Below are 14,386 nucleotides of genomic sequence, written 5' to 3'. Positions count from 1 at the left end.
GTGAGCCGCGTAGGGACACACCCCTCAAGCTAGAGCCTTACCAGATGCTCGGCCAGAGACCAAGCGGGCCAGCGCCCAGGATGCCAAGGACGAAGAGCAGGAGAATGCCCTTGGTCGGGGTCCAGCTGTGCTTAGCGAACATGTAGTAAAGCAGCAGCGTAAGCATAAGCGGGACAAGCTTCGGGACGATAGTGTTGAGAGTGTCGGCAACAGAGAAGTTGACCGGATCCTCGGTAACGGTGCCGTAGGTAACGGACTCCATGCCGTTGCCCAGATCGGTGACGCCGCACTCGACAGGGTTGCCGTCGGCATCGGTGGCGGTGAGGGCGTCGCCGTCCTCATTAGTCATGGCGATGGTACCGGCCTCAGCGGTCTCGGTATCGATGCCCTCCATACCGGTGAAGTTCTCGGCCTCCTTCTCGGAGACGATCACGGTAGTGGCGGAGAGGCCACGGGTGGTGCCGTTGGGGATCTCGAGGTTGATCTGGGTGCCACCCATGGTGACGACCAGGCAACCGACGACGAAGACACCCATGATGGAAGCGGCACGCGTGAAGGCCTGCATGTTGGCGGTCAGAGCGTCAATAGCGCTGGTACCAAGCTTGTAGGACCAGTTCATGAGCCAGAAGCGCAGAGCGAACTGGACGGCGTTGAAGATCACCAGGAAGATGATCGGCGCAGCAGCGTTGCCGTTGATGGCCATGTTGGAGGTGATGCCGGCCGTGATAGGCACGAGCGTCAGCCAGAACAGGGCGTCACCGATACCACCGAGCGGGCCCATTGCGGCGACGCGGACGGCGCGGATCGTGGGGATGTCAACCTTGTTCTGCTCGAGCGAAAGCACGATGCCCATAACAAAGGTGACGAGGAACGGGTGGGTGTTGAAGAACTCCAGGTTATGGCTCATGGAAGCCGCGAGGTCGTTCTTGTTGGTGTGGATCTTCTCCAGACCGGGGATGATGGAGTAAAGCCAGCCAGCGGCCTGCATGCGCTCGTAGTTGAACGATGCCTGCAGGAAGCAGGAGCGCCAAGCCATCTTGTTGAGGGTCTTCTGGTCGAGCTGCGGAGCAGGAGTGAGATCCTCGTAGTGCTCCGGGATCACATACTCATTAGATGCCATCTTCGAAGTCACCTCCGTCAGAAACAGCTGCACCCTTCAGCTCGGTCTGCTGCTGGAAGTCCCAGAAAGCGATGCCGAAGCCGATGAGAGCGAGGATGAGCAGAGCAGGGGTTGCCAGCGAATCGTTGGCAACGGTGATGAGTGCGAGGCCAAAGCCCATGAGGAAGAAGCCCCACATATCGCGGTTCATCATAACCTTGAGCAGGACGGCGAAGCCGACGAAGCGCATCATGCCGCCTGCAGCGGACAGACCGGTCTGCAGCCAAGTCGGGATGGCAGAAGCGATGGTCTGACCAATGGTAGCGCCAGCGATGAAGAACAGGGTGACGACGACAGCGAAGATCAGGCCGAGCAGAGCCATGGCGAAGTAGTTCAGGCGCTCGATGCCCTTGGTGTCCGCGTTGTGAGCCATGTTATCGGCCGTGGACATAAGCGGGGACATAAGCGTGAAGACCAGGGTAACGCCAAGCTGGCCAAGCAGAGCGAACGGAATGGCGAGGCCGACTGCCGCGTTGGGCTCGAGGCCCGTGGCGATAGCGAGAATGGCTGCCATGATGCCGCCGATGACGGCGTTAGGCGGCTGAGCGCCTCCGATCGGCATGTTGCCGATCGTCATGAGCTGATAGGTACCACCCACGAGAAGACCGGTGTTGAGGTCGCCAAGGATAAGACCGATGACGGCGCCGGTGACGATGGGCTGATAGAGAGACTCGAGGAAGTCAAACTGGTCGATTGCCGCGATGAACGTGACGACGAAGACCAGAGCGATCTGGATGATCGAGTATTCCATCTTGCTCCTCCTTTCAAAATGAATGTACGCACTTTGGATATCACGTACAGAACGTCAGGGTTTCACTCCTGACAACGTGGATCACGAGGATTACGAGAAGAGCTTGCTCGTGTCCTCAACAGGCGTGCTCGGAACGCGCCTGATCTCCAACTCCACCCCCAATTCCTGCAGCTCTTTAAACGCAGCGACATCCTCGTCGTTAACTGCGACGGAGGTGGCGACTTGGCGCTTTCCTTCCGACATGTGCATGTTGCCGATGTTTACCTTCTTTATAGGCACACCGCCCTTGACGAGCGTAAGCACGTCTTCCGGTGTTTCGGCCACGATGAAGATCTTCTGGCGCGGGCTCGCCTTGTCAATGACGTCGATGGTCTTCTGCAGAGAGAAGAAACGCGTAGCGACGCCGGCGGGAGCGGCCATCTTCATGAGGTTCTGGCGCATGGTGTTGGACGCCACGTCGTCGTTGGCGACGAGGATGAGGTTGGAGCCCAGAGTGGAGTTCCACTGGGTGGCAACCTGACCATGAACCAGTCGGTTATCGATGCGGGTAAGAAGAATGTTGGGTTCTGCCATGTTGATCAGCTTCCTTTCGATATTTGCTGACGACAGTTACTTGATCTCCTGAATCGCGTAACGCGAAACATCTACGACGGCTCCGGATCGGACTTTGATCTGGACCTTCTCGCCTTCGATGCCTTTGACGGTTCCGTAGATACCGCCGGCGAAAAGAACCTCCTGACCCGGCTTGAGCTCGGTGTGCAGCTCCTTGAAGTACTTCTGCTTCTTCTTCATGTTGATTTGCGACCAGATGGTGTAAATCAAGCCCATGATGACAAGCAGGCCTAAAAGGGCGACCGAGGAGCTCAGGACGTTGGCTCCGAAATCGGCCATTAGATGCCGTCCTCGTCGCCGAAGATATCCTCTTCCTCGGAGCCGGCAACGGATGCGACCGTCTGGGCGGTGACGCCCGTCTGGCCAACGGTCACGGCCTGCTCGCCAAGCTCGGCGAGCGTGGCATTGCCGCGGAGGAACAGAAGCTCAATAACCATGGGAAGGTTGGTGCCAGTCAGAACCTCGACGTTGTCGACATCCTGGGCAATCATCATCGACTGGTTGAACGGGGTGCCGCCAAGCAGGTCGGTAAAGACGAGCACGCCATCGCACTCCTCGCGCATGGCGGTAATAGCGGCGCGGAGATCCTCACCGTAGGATGCGGCCTGGTCGCCCTCAAAAGGAACGACGGTAAAAGCAGGCTGGTCGCCGGCAACCATAGCGATAGCGCTTGCAAGGCCGGGTGCGAACTGTCCATGACCGGTAAGAATAAAGCCAACCATTCAAATTTCCCTTCCGAAGGTGTGTACGATCTGAGTCCGATGATTTTCGGAAGCCAGCGGGCACTCGCCCTTAAAGCTTCTTAGAAAGCGTTTTTTGAAGACCAGTGGTTTCTAAACTGGTAGTAACCACGTGACGTATTGTTGTCACTATATCACCCTAGAAGAGGTCGCTTTCGCTGATTCAAACAGTAAAACGTTTTTGCACCGCTCACGGTGATATTTCGACCGTTTACCGCTCGTTAACACTTCTACCTGCGGTTTTGAAACCGTTTCGAAACGCTTTGGCAAAAGATCGGAACTTTCCCGGTGTCTAAACAACGCAGGGCGGCTAAAAATAGCGTGTGGAAAAATTGCAGGTCATTGTGAAGATATGTGAATTGGTCTTTTTGACTTAATACCAGTTAGAACCAGTTTTGAGATTATCGGTGAACGGTAGTTTTCGACCGTTCACCGGTTACTTGCAATCGTTTGCAGTTGTTTTCCCAGATGAATTAGGGGAACCCGGTGGAGCGCTTGCGCGATCAAAGGAAATTTTGGCATTTGTCCTTATCCCCCACGCGCCAAACTCCGGCATCCAAAATGAGCTAATAGCTCACGCTAATCGTTTTCAATCATTACTTACTCAGTATCCGTAATTATTTATCGTTTATCGTTAATTCTGATATGATACAAGTATCATCCCAAACGCCGATTGGAGGGGTTATGGCCCATCGAAACGCATCTATATCGAATGAAACCATCAGCCGCGAACAGACGGTAGCCAAACTGAGGAAGCTCGCTCGCATCTGCAAATGGGCCACGATCTGCATTACCACCGCGCTCGCTCTGGGGCTCCTCGCAGTCATTGCGATTGACCTTCTACTCATATTGCCTGGCCTCTCCCAAGGCCCGTGTCTCCAATCCGTAGAACTTCAAGCCGGCGAAGGGCCGTGCCTTGCTATCGTCGGCACCGATGCGCAGGCCCCACTTATGCTCGTCGCACACGATGGTCACACTGCCATAGGGAGCCTCTTGATGACATGTCTCGCGCTTACCATCGCGCTAAGCGTGCGCAGGCTTTTCTTCAACATTGAAAAGGAAGGCAGGCCCTTTGACCTTGAATGTAACCAGACACTTCGTCGAGTAGGACATTTATTCCTTATCGGCGGCGTTGCCGTGAGGCTTCTTGGCGCCGTAATCACGGGAATGATACTCTCAGGATTTGGCGGCAGCTTTACGGATGCGTTCGTCGGCCAGTTATTCGAGCCCTCCATGCTCTTTGCAGGCCTGATTATTTGCCTGATTGCCAGCATCTTCCGCTACGGGTATATCCTGCAAAAACAAGATGACGAGTTGCTCTAGGGGGAATCCATGATTATTCTGCGGCTTGACCGCATGCTCGCCGAACGCAAGATCTCATCCAAAGAGCTTGCGGAATGTGTGGGCATCTCCCAGGTTAATATGTCACGCATTAAGACGGGCAAGGTTTCTGCCATACGTTTTTCAACTCTTGACGCGATATGCCGGGCACTCGACTGCCAACCGGGCGATGTACTGGAATATATATCCGACGATGAAGCCGATAGCCTTTTTGGGCTTAAAGATGAATAGCCATAATTAAACTGCCGATCACGCTCTCAACGCAAATAGCCCGCCAGAACGACTTCCGTACTGGCGGGCTATTTGCTGTCTATCGGCTAGATGCTCGATGAGCCGTGCAGCTCTTTACGCAAACAGGCCGTAGATGCTGATGTTGGCCTTGGCGTAGAGGCCGTTAGCATACTCGGTCCACTTGGAGCTGGCGCTCGAAGCCTGCGAGGAATACTGCTGGTAGGCGGTGTAATAGGCGGTCATGGCCTGCTTATAGGTGGCGCTATCGGCAGTAAAGGCATCGTCGGCGAAGGCCTTAGCGTAGGTGCTGTCGGCATCCTTCCAGGCGCCCTTCTCGCTATCCCACTCGTCGCCGGCAAGGTTGATGATGTAGTCGGCGTAGTCCTTGCTCGCGGTCTCCTCGTTGCCGTCAGCAGGCTCGGTCGGGGCGGTCGGCATGCTTGCGGAGCTGTCGCCGACCTTCTTCTTGTAGAGCTTCTGCAGCGTCGCGGACTGACGGACAATCTGCTTGGCCTGATCCTTGGACACGCCGTACTGCGTGGCCATGGTCTTGTAGTCGGAGGTGCCGATGGAATCCTCGGCGTACTTCTTCATCTCCTTGGAAGAGACGGTAATGCCCTCGTCCTCGGCAGCATCGAGCAGGATCTTGTTGCGCACGTAGGACAGGATAACGTCGGCAGACGGAGCGGTATAGTTGCCATCGCTATCCTTGACGGTGTCGAGGCTGTACTGGCTCTCGATAGCCTCGCGCGCGGTGATGTCGCTCTTCTTGCCGTTGTAGCTGTAGCTTGCCACGGTCGAATCGAGTTGGTCCTCGGTGAGGGTCGCCGAGCCGACGCCCTTGCCGCCAAAACCACCGTTGCCGATAAAGAAACCGACCACAGCAGCGATCACGACTGCAACCACAAAGGCGGCAATCATCGTCTTCTTGTGCTTGGATGCATGGTCGTCCACGTCGGAGTCGTTGTCCTCATCCTGCTCCTCGGGCATCAGATTCTCGTCAGCGGCATCCGCGGCAATCTGAGCCTCCAGGCGAGCGTCCTCCTCCTCGGCCGTCGTACCGGCGGCAATATGTTCGGCAGACGTACCGGCGACCAGATCGATCTTCTCCTCCTCATCACCATCGGGGCCTTCGCCGCGCTCGATGATCTGGATGCCGTCGATCTCGTCCTTCTCGTCCTTCTTTTGAATCAGACCCATATCGGTTACTCCTTGTTAGGAAACATAGTCCTCAATAGAATACGCCCGACAGAGCGCCGGGCGTATTGATTCTTAGGTTATACGCAAACACTTAAGTACTATTTAGGCGTTTGCAGTGTGCATGTCTTAGGCCAGGTGCGCGATAACGGCATCGGCAAAGGCCTGCGTGCCCACAGCGCCCTCAACGGAGCCGGTCTGGGCACGACGCACGTCACCGGTGACCTGCTCGCCCTCGTCAAGCGTGGCAGATACGGCGGCACGAATGCGATTGGCCGCGTCGTTCTCGCCCAGGTGATCGAGCATCATCGCAGCAGAGAGGATCTCGGCCGTGGGGTTGGCGATATCCTGGCCAGCGATATCGGGCGCGGAGCCGTGCGTCGCCTCAAAGATTGCGCAGTCGGCACCGATGTTGGAGCCGGGGGCCATCCCTAAGCCGCCCACCAGGCCAGCGCACAGGTCGCTGACGATGTCGCCGTACAGGTTGGGCAGCACCAGGACATCGAAGTCGTTGGGGTTCTGGACCAGGCCCATGCAGGTGGCGTCGACAATCTTGTCGTTGAACTCGATATCGGGATAGTTGGCGGCCACCTCGCGCGCAACGCGCAGGAACAGGCCATCGGTCGCCTTCATGATGTTGGCCTTATGCACGGCCGTCACCTTTTTGCGTCCGCAGCGGCGGGCATACTCAAAGGCGTACTCCACAATGCGGCGGCTCTTGGCGATGGAGATCGGCTTGATCGAGATGGCGGAATCGGCGGCGAAGGTCTTCTGACCCGAGCGCTCGACAAGCTGCGAGAGCTCCTCGACCTCGGCAGCGCCCTCATCGAACTCGATGCCGGCGTAGAGGTCCTCGGTGTTCTCGCGCACGATGACCAGGTCAACGTCGCGGAAGCGCGAGCCGTCGCCCGGCTGCGACAGGCAGGGGCGCACGCAGGCGTACAGGTCGAAATGCTTGCGCAGGGCGACGTTAACGCTGCGGAAGCCCGTGCCGACCGGCGTGGTGATGGGGCCCTTGATGGCAGCCTTGGTCTCGGCGACCGCATCGAGCACATGCTGGGGCAGCGGCGTGCCAAACTCGTCCATGACGCCGGCGCCGGCCTCCTGGACGTTCCAGTTGATCTGGACACCGGTGGCCTCGACCACGCGGCGCATGGCCTGCGTAATCTCGGGACCGATACCGTCACCGGGAATCAGGACTACATCGTGCGCCATAATCTGTTACTCCTCGTCTTCGGCGTCGTCAGATTTTTTAACGCTAGCACGCTTCTTCTTTTTGGAGAGATCCAGGCCAAAACGTTTAACAAGCATTTCGCAAATCTCGCTCGAACGGGCCTTGAGATAGCTGCCCTTGCCGTTCTCGGCATCGAACTTAAGGCGCAGCGCAAGCTTCTCGGCGACCTCGGCGTCGATCTCGCCCTGGCCAAACTCATACAGGCAACCGAGCATGTCGCGATACTCGAGGTCGCCGTGGTAGCACTGGATAGCCTCGTCTAGGATGGGCCAAGCCTCGCGCGAACGCTCGACGCTCGTGGCACCCCACACGCACAGCAGGCGGAAGGCGGCATAGCGCAGCGTGGACGAAATCTCGTCGAACAGCGCGGTCTCGGCGCCCTCAAAGGCATCGCCCAGCTGCTCGGGGCAGGTGGTGGCGAGCGCCGCCAGGGCATCGAGGGCCTCCCAGCGGGTCTGAGCCTCGGGACGATCGAGCGCCTCGATTAGCGCGGGCACGCAAGGCACGACGCGCTGCGGATCGCGCTCGGCAAGCAGGTGCAGCACGCGGGCGGCAAACTGACGGATGCGGCGCGTGGGGCAGCCGAGCTCCTTGACCAGGCGGTCGACGGCGTTCTCGTTCTCCTCTGCCAGCTGAAGCTGTGCCAGCTCCTCGTCGGTGAGCTGTTCTTCCTTGTTTTCTGCCATAGTTACCTCTTCTTACTATTTCTTAGCGTGCTTGCCAGCACCCTTGCTGTCATCGGTGACCGAGATGAGCTGTCGGTCGGCCGCGCCATCGTGACGCGCACGGCGACGTTCCTCGGCGTCGCCCGCATCGGCGGCGGCGCGGTGAGCCTTGTTGACGTTAAAGACCTCGTCGTGCTTGCGCCACGGGCCGACGGACTCGCCAAAACTCATCTTAAGCCCGGCGATAAAGCCGCCGAGCCAGCCGATCGGCGCAAACTGCACCAGCGGGAACAGCGAAAACACCCAGGTTAGCAGGACGACTGCCGCCGCACCTGCAAAATTGGCGATCCAGTAGTCGCGCTTGGTGATGACGCGCTTTTCGCACGCCCACTGGCCGCACAAAAAGCCGATGTAAATCGCAAAGATAAAGAGCACCAGCGCGAGCACCACGAACGTCCAGCTCATGGGCGCTACTCCTCGTGATGATGGCCGCAGCAGCACTCGTGGCCGTCATCATGGCCGTGGCCGCCGCAGCACTCGTGGTCCTCGCCATGGTGGTGGCCACAACCGCACTCGTGGTCGTCGCCATGCTCACCGCAACCGCAGCCGTCCTCGTGAGCACCGTGCTCCTCGGGACGATACTGCGACCAGTCCAGACCGGCGGCAATGGCGTCGGCTTCCTCCTTGTAGAGCACCGTGATGGCCTGGGTGCCCAGCTTGGCGCCACCGATGGCGTCGAGCATGTCGTAGAGCGTAAAGGCCACGTCGGCACCGGGCAGCGCGAGCTCGCGATCGTCGGCGTAAGCGAGCGCCAGGCGCAGGTCCTTGATGAAGTGCTCAACCATAAAGCCGGGCTTGTAGTCGCCGTCGAGCGCCTTGGGAGCCAGGCTCTCCATGGCGCCGGACTTGCCGGTGCCGCCCAGGATCATCTGGCGGGTCTTCTCCAGGTCAAGGCCGCTCAGCTCGGCAAATGCCATGGCGTCTGCCATGCCGACCATGCAGGCGCCCAGCGACACCTGATTGGCGAGCTTGGCAGCCTGGCCCTTGCCGGCGCCGTCGAAGCAGCAGATGTTGGCCGCAAAGGTGGCAAGGATGTCGCGGACCGGCGCGACGTCGTTCTCGGTAGCGCCCACGATAGCCGTGAGCGTGCCGGCGATAGCACCCGACTCGCCGCCGGTGACGGGGCAGTCAAACGCCATGCGACCAGAAACCTGGGCGGCCTCGGCAATGTCACGGGCGAGCTCGGGCGAGCTCGTGGTGAGGTCGATCAAGACCGCGCCCGGCTTGGTGCACGCGAGCAGGCCGTCGCCCGCCAGGTAGAGTTCCTCGACCTCGGAAGGATAGCCCACCATGGTAAAGACGACATCGGCGTTAGCCGCGGCATCTGCCGGCGTATCGGCCCAGACAGCGCCGCGCTCGATAAGCGCGGCGGCCTTGGACTTGGTGCGGTTGTTGACCGTGACGGGATAGCCGGCATCCAGGATGTGGCCGGCGATAGGGGCACCCATGATTCCGGTGCCAATGAATGCGACGGAGAGCTTGTTTGCCATGAAACCTTTCCTTTTGGGTTGGGTGTTGTTACCAGGTTGAATACTCGGTGCCAGCGTTTGGGCTGTGAGTCGAGGGCGATTACGGACGCAGCGCTTGCCTACTGACCGCGCACGCGGCGGGCGATACGGTCGGAAAGCGACGCCTTGTCGGCGCGGTTCTTACCCCAAAACGCGCAGCCCACCATGCCGGGGCCCACGTGCGAGCCGACGGTGGGACCCACGGAGCCGCGAATGATCGTGACGTCGGCGCAACCCTCCTCCTTGCGGATGGCGGCTTCGAGCCAGTCACCATCCTTTTCGGCATCGGCCGTCATGATGGCGATGGGCATGGTGCGATCGGGCACGTAGTTCTCGCGGAACGACTTGAGGATGGACTTGAGCGCCTTCTTGCGGCCGCGGTTGACGCCGATCAGCGACAGCGAGCCGGCCAGGTCGTAGGAGAGCTCGGGCTTGACGTCGAGCTTTGCCGTGAGCTGCGCCGCCGCGGGCGGAATGCGGCCGCCGGCAGCCAGTGCGTCGAAGCTCTCGAGCGTAAAGTAGCCGTGGACGTAGGTCTTTGCCTCGTTTGCCCAATCGACCAGCTGCTTGGCGGTCAGTCCCGCCGAACGCTGGCGCACGGCCTCGAGCGCCAAGAGCGCGCCGGTCGCGCAGGGCAGAGCGTTGTCGACCACGTACAGCTCAAAATCGGGATACTCGGCGCGCACGGCATCTGCCGCCTGGCACGCGGAGTTGTAGCTCGACGACAGCGCCGAGGTAAAGCACAGGTAGACCGTGGGCGTGCCCTCTTTGGCGCACTCGGTAAAGAACTCGATATAGCGACCGAGCGACACAGCCGAGGTGGACACGCGGGCACCAGCGCGCATGCGGTCGTAAAACTCCTTGGGCGTGATGCTCGACCAGATGTCATCCGTGCGCTCCTCGCCATCGATAATGAAGGGGAAACCCAGGATATCGACATCGAGGTTCGCGGCGACCTCGGGGCTAAAGTCGCAGCAGGTATCGACGACGATGCGGCAACGGTCCGAATGACCGGTAGATGCGGCCTTGTCCATCAAAGCGACTCCTTACGTAAAAAGGCGGCCACCCGCATGGGATGGCCGCCAACCGTTAACTCATGCAAGTTAACGTATTTTACTCGTCAAGTGTTTCGATGCGGGGCTTGATGATGCCATATCCACCATTCTTACGGTGATACACCACATTGATAAGGCCGGTCGTCGCGTTCTCGAACACGTAGAAGTCGTGGCCGAGCAGATCGGTCTGCACCAGCGCCTGCTCCTCAGTCATCGGGGTGACGTCGATAACCTTCTCGCGGACGAGCAGGTCGTCCTCCTCCTCGGGCAGCAGCAGGTCGGCCAGATCCTCGACGCGCTCGACCGGCGCGACATCCGCGGCGCTGGCACCGCCCTGGCGGTTGTCCACGACCTTGGTCTTGAACTTGCGCAGCTGGCGGGTGACCTTATCGGCGGAGAGGTCGATGGCGGCGTACATATCTGCACCGTGCTCGGCAACGCGAATCACCGAACCGCGGGCACGAACCGTGACCTCGACGATTGCCGGGTTGGGGTTCGAGGGGTTCTTCTCATAGCGAAGTACAACGTCGACCGTCATGGGCTCGATATCGAAAACCTTGAGCGCCTCGCCGATCTTCTCATCCACATGCGCACGCAGAGCATCGGTTACCGTCGTCTTGCGTCCAGAAACCTTGATATCCATACGTGGCTCCAATCTGCCTCGGGGACTTACCGTACTGGCTATGTACCCATTGCCGTGTATTTAATCACGCGGATTCCTAAAGACCCGAATAACGATTGCTTGATACCGCATACCGAAGTCTCGCACTTTTCTGTGGCAAAGTGCGCTATAGGAGGGAGCCGACAGATTTGTATTTGGTCCCGAAAATTAGCTTTGACCTGCTGGTTTTATAGGGATGAAAAAGCCGGACTCCCCTATTGGAGAAGCCCGGCAGTGCGTGTTGAAACCGTGAAAAGGTGTCCTTTCCAACGTATAGGAGACACCACCCCTAGCAATAACTAGCTATTGAGTTTGTTAATGTCGTCGTCGGTGATGGTGCCTTCCTGGCTGAACGATTTGTCCTCGGAGGATGCGGTCTCATTGTTGGAATCGGAGGACTCGCTGCCGGAGGACGTGGTCTCACTGGACTCAGAGTCGCCCGGTTGCACGTTAGCGCCCGAAACCGTCTTAGTGGTGAGGTCGTAGGGCATCGTGCCATACCAGACGCAGTGGACTGCCTCGAGCGTACCGTCGACCGTGATGCCGTCGAGGGCATCGCTCACGGCACGGCACAGTTCGTCATTGGACGAGAGGCCCGCAACACCAAGCGTCGAGGGCGCCTCGAGCGAACCGACATAGGAGACCTCGCTCATCAGGCGTGCAAGGTAGCCGCCGGCCGTGGAGTCGCAGATCACATAGTCGACCTCGCCGGACTCAAGCGCCTCAAAGCACTCGTTGATGTTGGAGTAGGTCTTTTGATTGGCGGTGATGCTCTGCTTAGCAAGCGCCTCCTGCGAGGCCGAGGACATTTGGACACCCAGAGTAGACGCGTTAAGGGTATCGGTGGAAACGCTTAGCGACCCACCATCGCTAGTTTTACCGAACACGGAAGTGGCATCGTACAGGCAGGTGCCGAGCGAGCTAATGTCCCCGTCCGTGGAGTTAATCTCGCCGATAAAGATATCGGCCTTTTTGTCGCCGAGCGCGGAATCTGCCGAAGACGCATCGACAAAGGCGACCTTAAGGCCCATGCGGCTTGCGAGGGCGCGGGCGGCGTCAACCGCATACCCCGTGAGCTCGCCGTCGGCGTCCTGCATGGCCTGCGGCGCATCGGAAGTATCGAGGGCGACCGTCAGGGTTCCGGAAGTGACCAGGGCATCGTCCGACACCGCCGGCGTGACGGTCTCGTACTCGATCTGGTCGATCGTGGGAGTCGTGAACGTAGACAGCGGGTTGAACGCGCATCCGCTCAGGCCCAAAACGGCGATGACCGCTGCGGTCCCAGCACCTAACCGAGCCGCGTGCATCAAGCTGCCCCTCACCATGTCCACTACCCTGCCTTCTGTGTCGTATACAATCCGTGCGTTGCGCGGAATATCAGGTTGTTCCCACCAGCTGACCTGGTATTTGACCCCACACTTGCGCACCGGGGTGTTTGCTCGGGAGGCCGCAGCCACCTTCACGACTGACCCGCTCGCCCGCGAGGCGGTATTGCCCCAAAGAAAGTAGAACGGACGGTGCGGCTTACATCTAGGACGCGCCATGATCGCGCCGCGCGCACGCGGTCGCTTACGTGGATCCCTTTGACCGCGTCTGTCTTGGACTAGGACGGGCATTTCGTCCGTCCGCAACCACAGCCTGGTAGGAACGAAGCGCATTATAGCTAAGTTCAAGCTAAAGTTTAAGGTTAGGGGCGTCATTCGCATCGCGAGTACAGATTTTGCGGGTCGGAGCGGACCATTCGTGCCCCTATGAAGCCCGGAGCTTCCCTACGGGGAGCTCCGGGGCACCCGTCTCAGGGTGCCGTGTGCAAAAAACGGCAAATATGAGTACTGTTACCAATTTAGTAGCAGCGTATTACCGCCTCACGAGCCCTTTTTGAGTTCCGCACAGCCTGCTTGGCGCCAAGATATTCCACATTCGTTTATTATCTCTTCGCTGAATCCAGATTATCGGCCCAAGTTTCTTTGTTTTTGCTGTCACTAATCTAGTAACAGTACTCATATTTGCCTTTTTTTGCACAGAGCATATAAACAGACCCCCTATAAAGCCATAGTTTTACGCTGGTTTGAGCCCAAAGCACGCTCGGAGCGTATTCAGCAGAGCATCTTGCCTCTTTCGACGAGCCTCTACGCGATTCTGATATCGCTTACCCATACGCTGGTGGATGCGCCATGCGAGTGCTTCCATCGCTTCCATGTCACAGAGCATTTCGTTGTTGACCGTCGCGACCTCGATTCCCATAGTAATCAAGCCCGTGTTGCGCTTTTCATCATGGATACGTCCCCTCCGAGAGGAATGGCCCAGCTCACCGTTGTATTCCAAGTCAAACCGGGCTGCTTCCTGAAAGGCATCGCAAACCGCATGCGGCATCCCCGAGATCGCCTGTGCACGGTCGTTGAACTCGATCTTGTAGTCGGTCTTAAAGGGACCACAGGCAAATCCGCCATAGGAAAACGGAAGCGAAAACATGGCAAGCATGATGCACTCCATGGGTGAACGCAGGTTTTCCGACAGATAGGGACACAGCCGCCGCAGCTGCTTGGCCGCGCTCCCCTTGCATGCCGCGAGGTAATCTACCAGGCAATCGGGTGTCAGCACGGACTCGACCTCAAAGTAACCGACATCTGGCGGCTGGTCTTTGTCCTTTGCCAATTTGTTCACGACAGGCGAGGTGTAGGGAGGCAGATACTTCCCGCGGTCACTCAGTGAAATCTTAGAGCACAGCTCCTGGGCCAGGGCAAATGCCTGGATGCAGCCGACCTCGCGCGCGACGGCTACGCAAAGGGCCTCGGGAGATAGACTGTACACCCCCGGTTCCACCTCTAGAATCGAGCCGGCGGGCAACTCGGAGCATACGGACCAGCTCACGCCAAGAATACGGCGGCGCTGCGCTGCAGACCCTACCAGCAAGCACAAATCCTCTTGCACCTCGCCGCTTGCGGCCCCAATCCGCACCAAATCGGGAAGATAGATGTCCTCGGTCGAGGGCGACGATGTGCGCAGCACACGGCGCTCTTCATCGGGATTAAGGTCCTTCCAGCTGATATAGCCCATCTGCCGGCGCTCGGCGCGCATCATGCGCAGCGCCGAGGCGCCGGTCAGAATTATGGAAGCCGCTAGCTGTTCGCCTGTCGGCTCGTTGCGCCGCTCAATCTTTACTGCCACAAAA

General features: G+C 58.8%; 16 protein-coding genes. 2 read left to right on the top strand and 14 right to left on the bottom strand.

Annotated elements, in window-relative coordinates:
* Positions 1 to 37 precede the first annotated feature (37 nt).
* From AAAX35_RS06025 to AAAX35_RS06005, 5 genes are all read right to left on the bottom strand, one after another.
* The gene (locus tag AAAX35_RS06025) at positions 38 to 1,120 is read right to left on the bottom strand and encodes a PTS system mannose/fructose/sorbose family transporter subunit IID (RefSeq protein ID WP_055310429.1); all 1,083 of its coding nucleotides are present in this window, start codon (positions 1,118 to 1,120) and stop codon (positions 38 to 40) included.
* Positions 1,110 to 1,910, bottom strand: coding sequence for a PTS sugar transporter subunit IIC (locus tag AAAX35_RS06020; protein ID WP_022094610.1), 801 nt, complete (start codon positions 1,908 to 1,910; stop codon positions 1,110 to 1,112). Before AAAX35_RS06020 ends, AAAX35_RS06025 begins: the two co-directional genes overlap by 11 nt.
* Positions 1,911 to 2,000: 90 nt before the next feature.
* Positions 2,001 to 2,483, bottom strand: coding sequence for a PTS N-acetylgalactosamine transporter subunit IIB (agaV, locus tag AAAX35_RS06015; RefSeq protein WP_349117057.1), 483 nt, complete (start codon positions 2,481 to 2,483; stop codon positions 2,001 to 2,003).
* Between the two features lie 36 nt (positions 2,484 to 2,519).
* A complete protein-coding gene (gene yajC, locus AAAX35_RS06010; protein ID WP_022094612.1) occupies positions 2,520 to 2,801 on the bottom strand; it encodes a preprotein translocase subunit YajC in 282 nt (93 codons plus the stop codon).
* Positions 2,801 to 3,244, bottom strand: coding sequence for a PTS sugar transporter subunit IIA (locus AAAX35_RS06005; RefSeq protein WP_035137680.1), 444 nt, complete (start codon positions 3,242 to 3,244; stop codon positions 2,801 to 2,803). The genes yajC and AAAX35_RS06005 overlap by 1 nt, the downstream gene beginning before the upstream one ends.
* 702 nt (positions 3,245 to 3,946) lie before the next feature.
* Between AAAX35_RS06005 and AAAX35_RS06000 the strand changes: the two genes are divergently transcribed.
* Together AAAX35_RS06000 and AAAX35_RS05995 are read left to right on the top strand one after the other, a co-directional pair.
* The gene (locus AAAX35_RS06000) at positions 3,947 to 4,585 is read left to right on the top strand and encodes a hypothetical protein (RefSeq protein ID WP_349117056.1); all 639 of its coding nucleotides are present in this window, start codon (positions 3,947 to 3,949) and stop codon (positions 4,583 to 4,585) included.
* 9 nt (positions 4,586 to 4,594) lie between these two features.
* Entirely contained in the window at positions 4,595 to 4,834 is a 240-nt protein-coding gene (locus AAAX35_RS05995; protein ID WP_349117055.1) for a helix-turn-helix transcriptional regulator, read from the top strand.
* A 114-nt stretch (positions 4,835 to 4,948) separates the two neighbouring features.
* Here AAAX35_RS05995 and AAAX35_RS05990 read toward each other — a convergent pair whose 3' ends face one another.
* The 9 genes from AAAX35_RS05990 to AAAX35_RS05950 form a co-directional block, all read right to left on the bottom strand.
* The gene (locus AAAX35_RS05990; RefSeq protein ID WP_349117054.1) at positions 4,949 to 6,034 is read right to left on the bottom strand and encodes a hypothetical protein; all 1,086 of its coding nucleotides are present in this window, start codon (positions 6,032 to 6,034) and stop codon (positions 4,949 to 4,951) included.
* A 126-nt stretch (positions 6,035 to 6,160) separates the two neighbouring features.
* Positions 6,161 to 7,246: an isocitrate/isopropylmalate family dehydrogenase gene (locus AAAX35_RS05985; RefSeq protein ID WP_349117053.1), complete on the bottom strand. Its 1,086-nt coding sequence runs from the start codon at positions 7,244 to 7,246 to the stop codon at positions 6,161 to 6,163.
* 6 nt (positions 7,247 to 7,252) lie between these two features.
* Complete coding sequence (locus AAAX35_RS05980; RefSeq protein WP_006236252.1) at positions 7,253 to 7,951, bottom strand: hypothetical protein; 699 nt, start codon at positions 7,949 to 7,951, stop codon at positions 7,253 to 7,255.
* Positions 7,952 to 7,966: 15 nt separating this feature from the next.
* Positions 7,967 to 8,395, bottom strand: a complete 429-nt coding sequence (locus AAAX35_RS05975) for a hypothetical protein (RefSeq protein WP_349117052.1) — start codon at positions 8,393 to 8,395, stop codon at positions 7,967 to 7,969.
* 5 nt (positions 8,396 to 8,400) lie between these two features.
* Positions 8,401 to 9,480 (bottom strand): NAD(P)-binding domain-containing protein, encoded by a 1,080-nt coding sequence (locus AAAX35_RS05970; RefSeq protein ID WP_349117051.1) that lies wholly within the window; start codon positions 9,478 to 9,480, stop codon positions 8,401 to 8,403.
* Between the two features lie 98 nt (positions 9,481 to 9,578).
* A complete protein-coding gene (locus AAAX35_RS05965) occupies positions 9,579 to 10,532 on the bottom strand; it encodes a DegV family protein (RefSeq protein WP_195240960.1) in 954 nt (317 codons plus the stop codon).
* Between the two features lie 79 nt (positions 10,533 to 10,611).
* Positions 10,612 to 11,196, bottom strand: a complete 585-nt coding sequence (gene raiA, locus AAAX35_RS05960) for a ribosome-associated translation inhibitor RaiA (protein ID WP_035137685.1) — start codon at positions 11,194 to 11,196, stop codon at positions 10,612 to 10,614.
* A 317-nt stretch (positions 11,197 to 11,513) separates the two neighbouring features.
* Complete coding sequence (locus tag AAAX35_RS05955) at positions 11,514 to 12,539, bottom strand: transporter substrate-binding domain-containing protein (protein ID WP_349117086.1); 1,026 nt, start codon at positions 12,537 to 12,539, stop codon at positions 11,514 to 11,516.
* A 733-nt stretch (positions 12,540 to 13,272) separates the two neighbouring features.
* Positions 13,273 to 14,382, bottom strand: a complete 1,110-nt coding sequence (locus tag AAAX35_RS05950; RefSeq protein ID WP_195535144.1) for a hypothetical protein — start codon at positions 14,380 to 14,382, stop codon at positions 13,273 to 13,275.
* Positions 14,383 to 14,386: the final 4 nt, after the last annotated feature.

It is taken from the genome of Collinsella sp. CLA-ER-H11, assembly GCF_040092445.1.
In the GTDB taxonomy this organism is placed as follows: Bacteria; Actinomycetota; Coriobacteriia; order Coriobacteriales; family Coriobacteriaceae; genus Collinsella.
Note: the sequence above shows the minus strand (reverse complement) of the source record. Positions and strands in the feature narration are given on the sequence as shown.

What these genes read in the sequence shown, in the direction of transcription:
- AAAX35_RS05975 (WP_349117052.1), bottom strand. Translation starts at nt 8,395, where the DNA reads ATGAGCTGGACGTTCGTGGTGCTCGCGCTGGTGCTCTTTATCTTTGCG.
- raiA (WP_035137685.1), bottom strand. Translation starts at nt 11,196, where the DNA reads ATGGATATCAAGGTTTCTGGACGCAAGACGACGGTAACCGATGCTCTG.
- AAAX35_RS05985 (WP_349117053.1), bottom strand. Translation starts at nt 7,246, where the DNA reads ATGGCGCACGATGTAGTCCTGATTCCCGGTGACGGTATCGGTCCCGAG.
- AAAX35_RS06025 (WP_055310429.1), bottom strand. Translation starts at nt 1,120, where the DNA reads ATGGCATCTAATGAGTATGTGATCCCGGAGCACTACGAGGATCTCACT.
- AAAX35_RS06005 (WP_035137680.1), bottom strand. Translation starts at nt 3,244, where the DNA reads ATGGTTGGCTTTATTCTTACCGGTCATGGACAGTTCGCACCCGGCCTT.
- AAAX35_RS05965 (WP_195240960.1), bottom strand. Translation starts at nt 10,532, where the DNA reads ATGGACAAGGCCGCATCTACCGGTCATTCGGACCGTTGCCGCATCGTC.
- AAAX35_RS05955 (WP_349117086.1), bottom strand. Translation starts at nt 12,539, where the DNA reads ATGGTGAGGGGCAGCTTGATGCACGCGGCTCGGTTAGGTGCTGGGACC.
- AAAX35_RS05995 (WP_349117055.1), top strand. Translation starts at nt 4,595, where the DNA reads ATGATTATTCTGCGGCTTGACCGCATGCTCGCCGAACGCAAGATCTCA.
- AAAX35_RS06020 (WP_022094610.1), bottom strand. Translation starts at nt 1,910, where the DNA reads ATGGAATACTCGATCATCCAGATCGCTCTGGTCTTCGTCGTCACGTTC.
- agaV (WP_349117057.1), bottom strand. Translation starts at nt 2,483, where the DNA reads ATGGCAGAACCCAACATTCTTCTTACCCGCATCGATAACCGACTGGTT.
- AAAX35_RS05970 (WP_349117051.1), bottom strand. Translation starts at nt 9,480, where the DNA reads ATGGCAAACAAGCTCTCCGTCGCATTCATTGGCACCGGAATCATGGGT.
- AAAX35_RS06000 (WP_349117056.1), top strand. Translation starts at nt 3,947, where the DNA reads ATGGCCCATCGAAACGCATCTATATCGAATGAAACCATCAGCCGCGAA.
- AAAX35_RS05980 (WP_006236252.1), bottom strand. Translation starts at nt 7,951, where the DNA reads ATGGCAGAAAACAAGGAAGAACAGCTCACCGACGAGGAGCTGGCACAG.
- yajC (WP_022094612.1), bottom strand. Translation starts at nt 2,801, where the DNA reads ATGGCCGATTTCGGAGCCAACGTCCTGAGCTCCTCGGTCGCCCTTTTA.
- AAAX35_RS05990 (WP_349117054.1), bottom strand. Translation starts at nt 6,034, where the DNA reads ATGGGTCTGATTCAAAAGAAGGACGAGAAGGACGAGATCGACGGCATC.